11 protein-coding genes and 1 pseudogene are annotated in these 14,017 nt (G+C 43.4%); 1 reads left to right on the top strand and 11 read right to left on the bottom strand.

The window, feature by feature from the left end; all coding sequences use genetic code 11:
• Positions 1–5: 5 nt before the first annotated feature.
• The 5 genes from MA_RS14890 to MA_RS14875 all read right to left on the bottom strand — a co-directional run bounded on the left by MA_RS14890 (position 6) and on the right by MA_RS14875 (position 5,170).
• Positions 6–1,211, bottom strand: coding sequence for an ABC transporter permease (locus MA_RS14890; protein WP_011022791.1), 1,206 nt, complete (start codon positions 1,209–1,211; stop codon positions 6–8).
• A 53-nt stretch (positions 1,212–1,264) separates the two neighbouring features.
• On the bottom strand, positions 1,265–2,539 hold the full coding sequence (locus tag MA_RS14885; RefSeq protein WP_048065539.1) for a COG1361 S-layer family protein: 1,275 nt from the start codon (positions 2,537–2,539) through the stop codon (positions 1,265–1,267).
• A gap of 205 nt (positions 2,540–2,744) precedes the next feature.
• Positions 2,745–4,154 carry an alanine/glycine:cation symporter family protein gene (locus tag MA_RS14880; RefSeq protein ID WP_011022789.1) on the bottom strand — a complete coding sequence of 470 codons (1,410 nt, stop codon included), beginning with the start codon at positions 4,152–4,154 and terminating at the stop codon, positions 2,745–2,747.
• Positions 4,126–4,248, bottom strand: coding sequence for a hypothetical protein (locus tag MA_RS29465; protein ID WP_282678814.1), 123 nt, complete (start codon positions 4,246–4,248; stop codon positions 4,126–4,128). The genes MA_RS14880 and MA_RS29465 overlap by 29 nt, the downstream gene beginning before the upstream one ends.
• 4 nt (positions 4,249–4,252) lie before the next feature.
• A complete protein-coding gene (locus tag MA_RS14875; protein ID WP_011020628.1) occupies positions 4,253–5,170 on the bottom strand; it encodes an IS481-like element ISMac4 family transposase in 918 nt (305 codons plus the stop codon).
• Between the two features lie 77 nt (positions 5,171–5,247).
• On the opposite strand from MA_RS14875, the gene MA_RS14870 reads away from it, so the two are divergent.
• On the top strand, positions 5,248–6,063 hold the full coding sequence (locus tag MA_RS14870) for an IS5-like element ISMac15 family transposase (RefSeq protein WP_048065538.1): 816 nt from the start codon (positions 5,248–5,250) through the stop codon (positions 6,061–6,063).
• Between the two features lie 122 nt (positions 6,064–6,185).
• Here MA_RS14870 and MA_RS14865 read toward each other — a convergent pair whose 3' ends face one another.
• From MA_RS14865 to MA_RS14840, 6 genes and pseudogenes are all read right to left on the bottom strand, one after another.
• Positions 6,186–7,205, bottom strand: a complete 1,020-nt coding sequence (locus tag MA_RS14865; protein ID WP_048065537.1) for a glycosidase — start codon at positions 7,203–7,205, stop codon at positions 6,186–6,188.
• A gap of 30 nt (positions 7,206–7,235) precedes the next feature.
• Positions 7,236–9,668: a plasma-membrane proton-efflux P-type ATPase gene (locus MA_RS14860; protein ID WP_048065536.1), complete on the bottom strand. Its 2,433-nt coding sequence runs from the start codon at positions 9,666–9,668 to the stop codon at positions 7,236–7,238.
• A gap of 467 nt (positions 9,669–10,135) precedes the next feature.
• A complete protein-coding gene (locus MA_RS14850; RefSeq protein WP_011022783.1) occupies positions 10,136–11,095 on the bottom strand; it encodes a glycosidase in 960 nt (319 codons plus the stop codon).
• A gap of 229 nt (positions 11,096–11,324) precedes the next feature.
• On the bottom strand, positions 11,325–11,417 hold the full coding sequence (locus MA_RS29670) for an amylo-alpha-1,6-glucosidase (RefSeq protein WP_342636668.1): 93 nt from the start codon (positions 11,415–11,417) through the stop codon (positions 11,325–11,327).
• 6 nt (positions 11,418–11,423) lie between these two features.
• Positions 11,424–11,756: a glycogen debranching enzyme N-terminal domain-containing protein gene (locus MA_RS14845; RefSeq protein WP_048065534.1), complete on the bottom strand. Its 333-nt coding sequence runs from the start codon at positions 11,754–11,756 to the stop codon at positions 11,424–11,426.
• A 958-nt stretch (positions 11,757–12,714) separates the two neighbouring features.
• Positions 12,715–13,818, bottom strand: a pseudogene (locus MA_RS14840) (ISNCY-like element ISMac19 family transposase); the annotation flags it as partial.
• Between the last annotated feature and the right edge of the window lie 199 nt (positions 13,819–14,017).

Genomic DNA, 14,017 nt, shown 5'->3' with positions numbered 1-14,017 from the left:
TCCTCTCACTTCCCCCAGATAAGGTCGAGAAGATCTTTCTGGGCCAGTTTATACGCAGGGATTACAGAGCCTATTATGGAGGCAAGGAAAAGGAGGATTGCCCGGTCTATGGCTTCGGCATCGTCAAGTTTCAGACTCATAGCGCCCAGGGGGACCTGGAGAGGGTGAGAAACCGTGTAAGGAACAAGTCCGAAACGCATAAAAGCATAGCCGAGTATGATCCCTGTGCCGGCGTAGAGCATTGCCTGAAGCACGAAAGAAGCAACGATCACATTCTGTTCTATCCCGATTGCTTTCTGGACACCGATCTGCCGTTTCTTATTCACTATATTAACATAAATTACCACAAAGATAATCACAAACGCTATCAAAAGGCCTATTGCGTTCATAATGTTCCTGACAAGGCCCAGGGTGTTTTCAATGAGGCGGAGGATGCCTGCAAACTCATGCCAGGTGCGGATATTTTCCTTTATACCGAGGGACAGGAGGGCTGTGCGGGTCTCATATTCATCCGTGCCTGGGGTGGTCTTGACAGCTATTTCCTGAGCATAATCCTCGTTTTCCACGCCCAGCATCTCTTCCATGTCGGCGCGGCTGATGTAGGCTCCTGCGTCGGCCATGAAGAAAAGAGTGGAATAGATCCCTTTGACTCTGAACTCCTTGGTTTTTCCGCTGATGGTAAGTTCTATGGTGTCGCCAACCTCCACACCGCCAAGAGACCTTGACTCCATCAAGGCTCCATAACCTCCCGAGACCTCCCTGCCCAGAATAATTTCGCCCCTGTCGGGCCTGCTGAGAAACTCCCCGCTTATTACGGCTCCCTCAAGCCCGGTTACAAAGGCTTCATCCGCAGGATCAATCCCGTAAACCGTACCTCCTATCTCTTTTTCTTTGTAGCGGAAAGTTCCTGTGGTCTTCAGGCGGGCCGAGGTCCCTACAACTTGGGGGAGACTTTCGATCTTCTTCTGCAGGGCTGATGCATCTTCTATATAATGTTCCTCTTCTTTTGGCTCAATCACCACGTTCCCTGTCTGGTAGTCCACCATCAGCTCATTGAATTTGAGCGTAACTCCTGCCAGAATACTTGAGAAAAGCACAAGCTGAATAAATATCAGGGTCAGTACGAAGACCGTAAAGATTGTAATCCCTTTGTTGCCTCGAGTAATTGAACGGCTGGCAAGAAAAAAGGAGACTTTAGCCTTTTCAAGCATAATAGGGCATCCTTTAAGGTTATTTGAAACGTTCCTCTTTTCGTTTCCCCAGCTTAGATTTTGCCTTTCTTTTTCAGGTAAAAGCCTGCGGCTGCAAGTACAATGACTGCTCCCAGGACAATTGGGACAATACTGGTTTTTGTCCTGATCACATCGAACGTCAGGTTTTCACTGAGCTGGTGGGCTCCGAAATCGTCCTCGTACTCCACAAGCAGGGTTACCTCCTGTTCTCCTGCCTTTTCAGGAATGAAGATAAAGACTGCAGGAGCATCATCATCTTTTTTTAGCTTTCCAATAAAAGCATATGTGTTGCCGTCGCCATCAAGCCCTTCGAGCCTGGCTTTCACAAAACGAGCTTCTCCGTCCCCCACATTTTCAAGCCTCAGGATCATGGAAGCCTGCTGGCCTTTCTCAGGCATTTCAGGGTCGAATTTAAGGCTTGCAATATTTATTTTCGCCCGGTTCAGCACATTCACTCCAATTTCCTGGGACTTGTCGATCTGAAGGGTTTCGGCTTCGTTTGAGGCGGTTATCCGGAGAGGAATCTTGTAGGGCTGCACGCCCGCATTGCTGCCTAAAAGGAGCTTGAAAGATAGGTTTTCGGAACTTCCGGCACTCAGGTTTTCAAAGAAACGGACGTTATCCTGCAGGGAAATAACAGGGGAAGAGCCGTTCAGATCGAGAATAACACGGACATTTTTCGCATCTCCGTTCCCTGCATTTTTGACTGTAGTCCTGAGGTAAAATTCTTCCCCGGGGACAAGGGCTCCGGAAGAGGAATTTTCCGCATTTACCGGAAAGACCCCGGTGTCTGTAAGTACGAGATCAGGGTTTCCTTCCACTCGAATAGGAATCCTTTTTGAAAAGCTTGTTCCGCCGTCATCTTTGATAGTAAATTCAAGCTGGTAATCTCCCGATTTTGCTTCGGGGCTGACCCTGAAATGGAAGTCTACCTGGACCTTCGAACGCTGCCTTATCTGTTCGATTAGAAAAGTGCGTTCGGTATTGGTCCCGGAACCGTACACATCTGAGGTGCTGTACTTAAAGATAAAAGGGTAAAGTTCTTCGATCCCTATTTTCACGTTCTCTGCAGGCTCGTCACCGGTATTTTCTATATTGACTGTTATAAGCAGGTCTTCTCCGGGTCTTGCAGGGTTAGGGGTTATTTCCGAGACTTCAACCTGAAGGTGTGTATCTCCCGAAACGATAACTGCAGATGCAGGAGAAGTCAGAAGAACGGCTATTAGCAGTATCGCAGTTACAAAATTCAGTCCTCTGTTTTCCTTCTTCATAGCCTCCGGGGCTTTTCCTGAAAAGGTAAGTTTCATGGGTAACAATCCCTGTCTGGTTTTGTGAACTTTATAATTAACAATCTTTAAGTCTTGCTTATAACCGTTACACTTTGTTTGCAACCTGCATCAGGTTGTATTTTCATGTTTTCGAACTTCTTCCCTAATTCAATTTTCAACTTTTACTTCCTTTAAAGCTCTTATTCCTCTCAAAACTCTTATACTTCTTCCCTAATTCAATTTTTCAGCTCTTATTTTTTTCCCCATGGCTTTTATTCCTCTCAAAGTCCTTATTCCTCTTAAAATACCATCCAGTTTCGGATTCAACAACCTTTCTCAGCGCCAGGAGGGCTATCAGATTCGGAATCGCCATAAGCCCGTTCACGATATCTGCCAGGACCCAGATGACATCAAGGGTCAGGAAGGCGCCTGAGGCAACGATGAGGATATATAGTACTTTATAGGGAAGGATTCCTTTAACCCCGAAGAGGAACTCCGTGCAGCGCTCCCCGTAATAGTTCCACCCAAGAATGGTTGTAAAGGCAAAGAATATGAGCCCGACCGTTACGATATAACTCCCGATTTCTGCAAGTACGGTGGAAAAGGCATAGCTTGTCATGTAAGCCCCTGCAAGATCTCCGGTCCAGGAATCCGTCATGATGAGCACTGTTCCTGTCATCAGGCAGACAATAATGGTATCGAAAAAGGTCCCGGTCATTGAGATCAGACCCTGCTTTGCCGGCTCTTTGACCCTTGCAGCCGCGGCTGCTATGGGGGAGCTTCCAAGCCCGGCTTCGTTTGAGAAAATCCCCCTGGCAACTCCCATCCGAATTGCAAGCATCACCCCAGCCCCAAGGAACCCTCCCTTTGCTGCTGTTTCGGAAAAGGCGGACCTGAGGATCAGAGCAAACGTTTCCGGGAGCTTTTCAAGGTTCAGCCCGATAATCACAAGGCAGCCCAGCACATAAGCCACTGCCATAAAAGGTACCATGAACTGGGCAACAGCCGCAATCCTCCTGATCCCTCCTAGTGTCACAAAAGCCACAAGCAGGCTCAACACGGCTGCAGTCAGGACTTCGGGGATGTCAAAAGCAATCCTTGCCGAGTCCACGATAGCGTTTACCTGAGGAAAAGTTCCTATTCCGAAGAGTGCCACATTTACCCCAAAGATGGCAAAAAGGGGGGCAAGGACCTTGCTGTACTTCTTATGAGCAAGTCCGTTTTTAATGTAATACATTGGGCCCCCTGACATCTGCCCGTTTGCGTCAACTGTTCTGTATTTGACTGCCAGCAGGGCTTCGGAATACATGGTTGCCATCCCGAAAAAGGCGGCAAGGAGCATCCAGAAAAGAGCCCCTGGACCCCCGGTCTTGACTGCCGTTGCAACTCCTACAATGTTTCCTGTTCCGATTGTTGCAGAAAGTGCGGTGCTGAGTGCCGCAAAGCTCGAAATGTCGCCAAGGACTCCTTCTTCATATTTCTTTGAATTCAGGACATATTTGAGAGCAAGAGGCAGCCTGAAAACCTGAATCAGCCCAAGGCGCAAAGTCAGGAAAATTCCTGTCCCAACAAGCAAAATAAGAAGGGGTGGTCCCCAGATAAACTGGTCTATCCCTGTCAAAACTTCAAGTATGTTCACACCCAGCAGTTCCATTCAAGCCAGCCCCGGTTAAATAATAAAGAAAAAATTCTTCGCTCTGTTTTGTCCTGAAATAATTTCGCTTTGAAACTTTTTTCCTCTTGTCCATGTTTTCACCACCCAAACAATCTCACTCCTATTCTGAACTTTGCCTCAACTGGTAATCTATTCCAGAATGCTTCCTGTGGCGATTCTAACTGTTCAAGTTTCAAAGCTCCATGTGGCCTCTTGTTATACCACTGTACGAATTCTTCAAATGATTCAAACTCTCCTCTAAACCTTTGATATGTATCGAACCATTTCTCTATTTTTCCGTTTGTCTGAGGATGTCTTACCCTTGCAAGTATTGGTTTGATTCCAAGTTCTTCAATGCATCTTTTAAAGTCACTATCCCATGAACCATCCTTATTAATCCTGTGAGCCCCGAATTCACTTCCATGATCCATAATGAGCTCTCTTAAAGGGTATATGTCCCAGTACTCTTTGACAAGTTCATCAATCACTTTAATGGTGTTCTCCGTGTTGCAATGAACGTACTCTCCACCTGCAATTATCATTCTTGATGAATCATCAAGAATGGCACAGACTTGCAGTCCTAACAGGGGATTCTCATGCCAATCGATGTGTGCAGCAGACATGCTGTGTTCGCGTTCGTATCTACACCATTTTCTTCTCTGTTTCTTTTTTCGGTTTTCCTTGGCAAGGTCCATGCTAAGTAGGTAGTTATGGATTCTGTTATGAGATATCTTACGATTATATTTGCCTTCGATGAGAATCTCAAGGTAACAGGCTCCAAACTTATAATCAGAGTAAGTTTGGTCAATCAATTCCTGATCAGAGGAGGATAAGGGGTTCTTTGGTCTTCCAAGATTAATGCCAACTTGAGGAAGCTGACCAGTTTCAACGTATTCTTTGTAGATCTGCTGAACTCGACGGGCTGAGATCCCCTGGATCTCAGCTATCGTCGAGGTAGATTCACCTTTCGATTTTTGAGCAATGATCCAACGTATCTTTTTTCCATTAAGTTTCACAAAAGATAAGGGATTACAACCGACATATTTAGCGCGAAATAATTTCGGGATAAAACATGTCCCAAGATTGTTCGTCAATGTCAGAACAGACTGAAAGACTTCCTTATCCTAGCGATTTATCTGATAAAGAATGGAAACTAATCGAGCCTCATATCCCAAATCCCCCAACTAATCGAGGCAAAAAACGTGTTCACCCCTATCGTGAAATATTGAATGGCATATTCTATTTGCTACGTTCTGGTTGTGCATGGCGAATGTTACCACACGAATTTCCACCATGGCAAACTGTCTACCACTATTTCCGTCTTTGGCGTCTTTATGGAATTTGGGAACGCATAAATGCTGCGCTAAGAACTGAACTGAGAATTGAAAATGGCAGAGAACCAGAACCGAGTGCAGCGATTTTGGATAGTCAATCAGTCAAAACCACAGAAACACGTGGAGTACGCGGCTATGATGCTGGTAAGAAAGTCAAAGGACGAAAGCGCCATATTCTGGTGGATACAACAGGGCTACTATTAATAGTTGTAGTTCATGCAGCGAATATTCAGGATCGAGATGGAGCTAAACTTGTTCTGGAACAAATTAAGGGGACATTCTCTCGATTGCAGCTTATTTGGGCTGATGCTGCTTATGCTGGTCAACTGATTGATTGGGTCAAGATAACCTGTGGTTGGGTTTTGGAAATAGTAAGGCGTAAAGATGATGTCAAAGGTTTTCAAGTACTTCCTCGCAGATGGGTAGTAGAGCGTACATTTGGATGGTTGGGTCGTTATCGGCGTTTGAGCAAAGATTATGAAGGATTAACAGAGTCCAGTCAAGCCTTCATTTATGCGGCTATGATCCATATAATGAGCAGACGACTGGCTAAAATAGAACCTTTATCCAGATGAAAAATGAATATTCAGACAGCCTCTTAAATTTCAAAGCCAGACCTTTTGCTGAGTCCGGCGCACGAGTCCTTTACCCAGAGCCTGAAACTTTAGTAAGATAATGCCAACCCCATATTCTATATTTAGCCTCTTTTCAGGTCAGTAACCCTCCTCCTGTTCCCCTCAAAAAATCTGCAGTACTCTTCAGGACACTGTTCTTCAGGGCATTCACGGACATATTCCAGGATCTCGCTCATTTTTGCGCTGGCCATTGAGATAGATGTATCCGCACTTCCGTAATAAATACGAAGTTCATCCTTCACCACAACCCATCCGCAGGGGAAAACAACATAGTTGACATCTCCGCTGCGTTCGTAGAGTTCGAGAGGCCCGAAAACCCAGCCTTCAGACCTGCGGAGGACTTTTCTCGGGTCTTCAGGGTCAAGGAGAGCAAGCCCAAGCCGATAACTTATTGTTGGCATTGTCGGGCGCACTCCATGATACATAATTAACCAGCCGTCGGGTATACGTATCGGCTGCGGGCATAATCCTATCTTATAGGCATCCCACCATCCCCCTTCCCGGGCATAGAGAAGGACCTGATGCCCGCCCCAGGCTTCCATTTCTGTAGAAAAGGAGATCCACATATTCGCTTTCATACCGTGAATAGCAGGCACAGGCCTGTGTATCATTGCCCATTTGCCGTTAAATCTTACGGGAAAGAGGGCAGCGTCTTTATTTTCAGGGGGCAGGGCGGGGCCTATTCTCTCAAAATTGCGGAAATCCTCCGTAAAGGCAAGAGCCGGCAAGGGGCCGGAGTCCGAAAAAGCTGTATACGCTACAACCCACTTCCCCAGCTCATCAATGTAGGTTATGCGTGGGTCTTCAATGCCGTATATCTCCTCAGGATAATTGACAGGATCCGGGACAAAGGTCGGTTCGGGGTCGATCTCCCAGCCGTCGATTCCATTATTACTCCTGGCTACTGTAAGATGAGAAATGCCTCTGTGATCTTCGACACGCACCAGCAATAGTATTTTGCCGTCAACTATGGCAGCTGCAGGGTTAAAAACCGAATTAGCATGATACGGCCAGTCTTCAACTGTAAGTATGGGATTTTTCTTATGCCTTACAAACAATTCTCCTCGGTCTCTCCAGGTAATATTATCCCCCCTTTCATTCCAGATAGAAAATCATCCTCTGCTGTCCATTAGCTTATAAAAGCCTACCTTCAAATAATCGGTTATAACAAAAGCTGTAAGTGCGTAGATCCAGATAAAGCCTGCCAGTTTCCATCCGATAGGAGATATATAGATCCCGTACACTGCGATAAAGGTTGCCAGCAGTTTTGTGACCACTGCAGACCAAAAAAGGAGCTTTCCCGGAGGAGGAGACCAGAAATGTCCCCTGGTGCGGGCAACAAATATGGTCAGGTGCCCGGCTACGGCAAGTTTCAGGAAGATAAAAGACTGCAGTACACCCGGACTGAGGTAAAGAACCCTGGCTCCGATATAGTATATCAGGAATGAAGCAATCACTCCCAGAATTCCCAGAAATGTGGAAACTCTCACGACCTCGCGCATGTTCCATTCTTCCGGTTTCAGGGAATATTTCACATTGTCATATGCAATAGTCATTATAGGGGCATCGTTGAGAATAGCAAGCAAAACGATCATTATGGCGGTTATGGGATAGAAATTAAACACGATTATCGAAGTGGCAATAAAAAAAAGCACCCGGACGGTTTCGGCAATTCTGTAGATGGAGTAGCTCTTCATCCTCTGGAATATCTTGCGGCTTTCTTTTATCGCGTTAATAATGATCGAGAGGCCTGATATTGTAAACACGATGTCTGCAGCGGATTTTGCGGCATCCGTGGCTCCTGCAACAGCAATTCCCGCATCAGCCATTTTCAGAGCAGGGACGTCGTTGACGCCGTCTCCTGTCATGCCAACAATATGTTCTTCTTTTTGAAGGAGGTCGACGATCCTGTATTTGTGCTCGGGAAAGACCTGGGCAAACCCGTCTGCCTTTTCTACAAGTTCCTGAGCTTCGGAATCGGATTTTTCTACGAAATCATCAGCCGTAATTATGTTCGTGCCCAGGCCTACCTGGCTTGCTATCTCCTTAGCAATGGCGATATGGTCCCCGGTTACCATTTTCACGTTCACGTTGAGGGAGTTTGCTGTCTTTATGGTCTCAGCAGAGTCCTCATGCGGGGGGTCATAAAGTCCCAGAAGCCCTGCAAACCTGTATTTCCCTTCTTCCCCCACACATACTCCCAGGGCACGATACCCCTTTGAAGCCAGAGAATCTACTTTTTCTTCCACTTTCTGCCTTACTTCTTCTTTATCATCTGACATGTCCAGAATAACCTGGGGCGCACCTTTGGCAATTTTTAATTTCCCTTCAGGCCCTTCAATCGTAGCCTCGGTGTGCTTTATAACGGGATCAAACGGCGTGAACTCTTTGACTTCATAAGAATCGATTTTTTCTTGAACTGATCCTTCATCTTTTGCCTTCAGAAGGATTGCATTATCAATCGGGTCGTTGTCCTCTTCCCTTGAGGCCAGCGAGCCGTAAAGCAGGAGATCGTTTTCTTTAAAGTTTCCGAAAGGTGATATTTCTGACAATTTTAGCTTATTCTGGGTGATCGTACCGGTTTTGTCCGAACACAGGATATCCATCCCGGCCATTTCTTCTATGGAGACCAGCTTGCTGACAATGGCTCCTTTGTTTGCGAGCTCGGTGGCTCCAACGGCCATTGAAACGGACATTACGGCAGGAAGAGCTGCCGGAATTGCGGCTACGATCAACACAAGAGCAAACTGGAGGGTTTCCAGAAAAGGAGTATGCCTGAAAAAAAACTCTATAACTAAAACAATCGCAACAATGCAGGCTGCAAGGACGATCAGGTAGTCTCCGATTTTTAGGACCGCTTTTTGGAAGTGGCTCCTGGTCCGAATCTCGGCCACCAGTTTGGTTGTCTCTCCAAAATAGGTATTCATACCCGTAGCCACAACAAGGGCGTTCATCTCCCCTTTCTGGATAACGGACCCCGAATAGGCAATATCATCGGATTTTTTTTCTACAGGCAGGGATTCCCCGGTGAGAGCTGATTCATCTACCTGCAGATAGTCTCCTTCAAAGAGCTTAAGGTCTGCAGGCACAACATCTCCTGAACGTACGCGAACCACATCTCCGGGGACCAGTTCCCGTGCAGGTATCTGGCTCCATTCCCCTCCTCTGAGCACTTTGGCATTAAGGGCCATTTTCTGCTTAAGGAGTTCAATGGCATTGTCAGCCTTATTTTCCTGCCAGAACCCCACGACTCCGTTTAAGAGAAGGAGCAAGGAAATTATCACGAAGTCTTCCCATCGATGGATAAAAGCTGAAATTACAGCTGCAATTTCAATCATCCAGGGAATGGGACCCCAGAAATAACCGAAAAATTTTCTAAGCGGGCTGACCTTCTTTTCGAAAATTTCATTATAGCCATACTGCTCAATCCGGCTCTCAGCTTCCGAAGAAGAAAGTCCTTTGTCACTCGAATCAAGTTTTTTAATGATTTCGCTTGCAGGAGAATCCTTTATTTCATCAACTTTGAGTTGCACATTTTCTTTCATAAATACCCCCAAACCTTGATTGTTCACTCAATCAAAAATACCTAAAATGTTTACAATGCCGAAATATACCGAATTATATCGATTATTGAATTTACTTCACATTGACTAAGAAATCCCGGAGCTTACGTATAATGGAAAATCCTTGACAACGAACCTTAAGTCAGTCTTGTTCCCTTTCCCCACAATAGTATTCATAAAAAATTCATAGAAAATGAAAGAGAGAAAGGAGTTCAGCATTCTCTCCAACACAGGAAATTCCTTTGCCATTGAATTTTCTTGAAAGGAAATATTTTTCCAAAGTGTGACCTGATAAAATCTGTTTAAATGGAGAGTTCTCTCCATTTGACCGGGTTTGAATTTGCTGGATTTGAATTTGAGGATCAAATTTCTATCTGAGAATTCCATTAACTGCCCACGCAATCTAATTTTAAATTATCCTTTTTTGTATCAATAGACCTTTCAATACTTCATCCGAACCAGCTATAATATTCATCGGCATATTGTTCCTCAGGGCATCCGCGGATATATTCCAGAATGTCGTTTATTTTTGCACTGGCCATGGAGACAGATACTTCCGCACTTCCATAATAAATTCTGATCTCATCCTCCACTAAAACCCAGCCGCAGGGCAAAATGACATCGTTGACGTCTCCACTGCGTTCGTAGAGTTCACGGGGCCCGAAAACCCAGCCTTCAGACCTGCGGAGGACTTTTCTCGGGTCTTCAGGGTCAAGGAGAGCAAGCCCAAGCCGATAACTTGTTTTACCTGTTGTCTGGCGTGCACCATAGTACATAATCAGCCACCCTTCAGGCACACGCATCGGATGCGGAGATAAACCTATCTTACGGGCATCCCACCATCCTCCTTCCCGGGCATACAGGAGGACCTGATGCCCGCCCCAGTGTTTCATGTCCGGGGAAAAAGAGATCCAGATGTTTGTTTTTGTACCTGTCATGCCGGATACTGGTCTGTGTAACAGAGCCCACTTGCCGTTAAATCTGACAGGAAAAAGAGCAGCATCTTTATTTTCGGGCGGCATTATAGCCCCTATTCTCTCAAAATTGCGGAAATCCTCCGTGAAGGCAAGAGAAGCTAAAGGACCCGAATCCGAAAAAGCCGTATATGCTACAGCCCACTTCCCCATCTCCTCTATGTAAGTTATACGTGGGTCTTCAATGCCGTATATTTCCTCGGGATAGTGTGCGGGATCCGGGACCAAGGTCGGTTCGGGATCGATCTCCCAGCCATCGATTCCATTATTACTCCTGGCTATTGTAAGGTGAGAAAAACCTCTGTGGTCTTCAACCCGTACCATCAATAGTGTTTCACCGTCAACTATGGCAGCTGCGGGGTTAAAAACCGCATTAGCATGATACGGCCAGTCTTCAATCGTAAGTATAGGATTTTTCTTATGCCTTACAAACAACTCCCCATGATTTACCCAGGTCGTATTACCCCCTCCTTCCTTTCCAGCTCATGCTATTTCTTCACTAAAGGTGGTATGCACAATTCTTTTTTCAAGACCTGATCCCACGTACTTTCCTTACGTATGCCCTTAACATTTTTGCAACACTCTCCACCCGGGCAATCGCACCACCGGAAGAGTGGGGAGAAGTCCACATCAAAAACTTTGGAAATTGTGCCTGTGTTTAATTTTACAGGCCGGGCAGAGAAATCATGGCATTCCTTCTCCAGCCCGAGTACCAGTGATATCCTGCAATAACCGTGTTTTCACCCTGTGAACTGATTTTTCACTACAAAAGCATCAGTTGTCTTGAGAAGCTGAAGAGCAAAAGGCTTAGTAAGCCCGAATCGAAAGCGAGAAAATTCTGCCGATTTGCTTCCCTTGCATGGAGTTTATCAACCTTCTCAAGAGTTAGGAAAGAAATATCTCCTGTTGAAACAGCAAAAGCCTTCCGGGAGAATTCTCCGAAACTGTTACAGCAGCCGTGGCAAGGCCTTGTTCCTGCCTCGATGGCTGTAGAAGAAGCATATCCTCCAAGCCCGTTGTCTATATCCCATCCTCTTTTTCTTCTCTCTTCATACGTTGAAAGAAAATCTGTCCCACGCCTGATCCCCTCATGCATATTTAATTAGGGTTAAATTATTAAATAGATGTACGTTTGGAAAAAAATGGGTGGGTAAGCAACTATTGACTCATTTTCATATACTATTTAAGCATTAATATTTCCGGGAAATGCAAACAATCAAAATTAAAAATTATTTTCAATTTTTTCTTTCTCTTTGTTCTCTGCATCTTTATTCTTAGCTTTAAAATCCCTTTTATGGAGCAAAAATTTATCAACAGCCGGGAAAAACTATTTCCATTAATAAATTTCATAGGATTTTCCGATAAACTTTATTGTACACAGATTTAGACACAATTCCATAATTTAGTGATTTCTCATTTTTTTCCATCCTTTAAACTTCAATTTCTCTGCTAACTTCCTAAATAAACTGTAATATAACCCTTGAGAAACAATTTTTTTGGCATTTCTGCCAAAGAATTCTTTTACTTCTGTAATTTTTCACTGAACCTATTGACTAAAATCGACACGCTCCGCTATGTCATTCTGAACTACTCTCTCAAAAATAGATATTACTAAAGCTTAAATGGAGAAAATAATCTGAACAATTCCATAAATGACTTTTGTGGTTTCTTAAGTAAATTTAATCTTCTCATCTGAGTAAGTTTAATCCGATTTTCAATTCCTTTGTCAGTTCTAAACTTCTTCTTGTTATCCGTTTTTAGACTTTTTGAATAATAGCTTTCGATAGGGTTATTTGTCGCTGGCGCTCCTGGAAGATAATCCTACTTTCGGCAGGTAACTTGATTTTTTCCAAGTATTTTTACTGATAGCGTTTTTGTGGGAAAACACATTTTCTTCCACATTAAACATTACTGCAAAAATGGTTCGTTACTTATATAGGGCGTAAGATTTGAGTCGTATGTTAACCAGCTTCAAGTATATTACAAATTTGCAGAATGTTTAAAAAACAATATCAGCAAAAATATTTAATTCATAATGTCGACCTGCCGAATATAAGATAATGGAACAAAGTAAGATTTAACCAGTGTTTATTGATCATCCACAATCGTTTTTGAACCTTTTCATCATATATTCTTATATTTTCCATTAATTTATCAAAGTTATATTTTGCTTTTTCAAGACTATTACGTGGAAGATTTTCCTTTTTTCTTCTGATTTCAAGCTTTAATTTATGTCTATACTGGCAAAATTCCTTTTTTGCTTTTTTAATCCATTCTTGATGCTTTTCTTTGTTATTAATTACGTTGAGTTCTTCAGATTGAAGTTTTTGCAGAAATTTAATCTCATTCTCTCTATTATAAAATATACTTAATAACCTGTACTTCAAAAGTTCCTGTTCTATCGTTGTGTTCTTTGGAAAATCATTAACAATAAGCTTATTTAAATGCATCAAACAATATTGATGGACTAACTTATCCCTAAAAATTTCCTTTAATATATCAGGGTATCTCTTATCAAAATCCGTAACGATAAACACTGGCTCTGATGCATCAAGATTTTTCTTTAGAAATTCCTTGATGGTTTCTGGACTCTTATCTTTGAAAAGTTCATCTGCTATCGTTCTTTGAGCTTTTGCATCCAGTAAAGTTAAACGGTATTTCTGACATCTTCCTTCTTTTGGATGTTGTTCGTCATAATGCACCATATGTATATTTTCTGAATATGGAATAGTTTCCTGTTCCATTTCTTTGTAGAATGCTCTAAAAATCGTGCTTCTTGATCTTGGATATATGAAATCCATTAGATCAGAAATTCCATCATATGAAACGTTATGGTATCTGAGTAACTGGAAAAAATCATTGAATGTATCAAAAAGTAAAGTCTTCATATCTTCCCAAAAACTATAATCTTCTTCGTGTGTACTACCACAGTTTGAGCATTTATACCGACCAATGTTGATTTCCCCAAGACCGTCTTTGGTATGGGGATTATAGCCATTATGAACCATTGGAGTATTACAAATTGAACAGACGGGAGGAATTTTTCTACGAAAAATTCCTCGTGTAGTATATTCATAATCGTTTCCAAAACAACCAAAAACGTCTAAGAGAGCATGGAGCTCAGAAAAGTTATTAAGTGTAAGATTTATAGTCACCATTGCTTCTGCCGTAACATCATTACATAATTATAGGATTATAATTTTGTGTAGTGATGTTACACTTACTTTTATCACTAGATTTTGGGACTGAGTCATGATCTGGCTAATTTTATTGAAATGGACAAGCTCCTTGAGAATGAAACCTTTGTTCTGTTGAAAAGTTTTAATTACGGAATGAAATTCTAACTCAGGGCTGGGA

The sequence above is a fragment of the Methanosarcina acetivorans C2A genome (assembly GCF_000007345.1).
GTDB classification, from domain to species: domain Archaea; phylum Halobacteriota; class Methanosarcinia; order Methanosarcinales; family Methanosarcinaceae; genus Methanosarcina; species Methanosarcina acetivorans.
The sequence above is the reverse complement of the archived record's forward strand: the minus strand, read 5'-3'. Positions and strand labels throughout refer to the sequence as shown.

Excerpts from the sequence above, each read along its gene's own strand:
- MA_RS14890 (WP_011022791.1), bottom strand. The coding sequence starts at position 1,211 with ATGCTTGAAAAGGCTAAAGTCTCCTTTTTTCTTGCCAGCCGTTCAATT.
- MA_RS14885 (WP_048065539.1), bottom strand. The coding sequence starts at position 2,539 with ATGAAACTTACCTTTTCAGGAAAAGCCCCGGAGGCTATGAAGAAGGAA.
- MA_RS14880 (WP_011022789.1), bottom strand. The coding sequence starts at position 4,154 with ATGGAACTGCTGGGTGTGAACATACTTGAAGTTTTGACAGGGATAGAC.
- MA_RS29465 (WP_282678814.1), bottom strand. The coding sequence starts at position 4,248 with ATGGACAAGAGGAAAAAAGTTTCAAAGCGAAATTATTTCAGGACAAAA.
- MA_RS14870 (WP_048065538.1), top strand. The coding sequence starts at position 5,248 with ATGTCAGAACAGACTGAAAGACTTCCTTATCCTAGCGATTTATCTGAT.
- MA_RS14860 (WP_048065536.1), bottom strand. The coding sequence starts at position 9,668 with ATGAAAGAAAATGTGCAACTCAAAGTTGATGAAATAAAGGATTCTCCT.
- MA_RS14845 (WP_048065534.1), bottom strand. The coding sequence starts at position 11,756 with ATGCATGAGGGGATCAGGCGTGGGACAGATTTTCTTTCAACGTATGAA.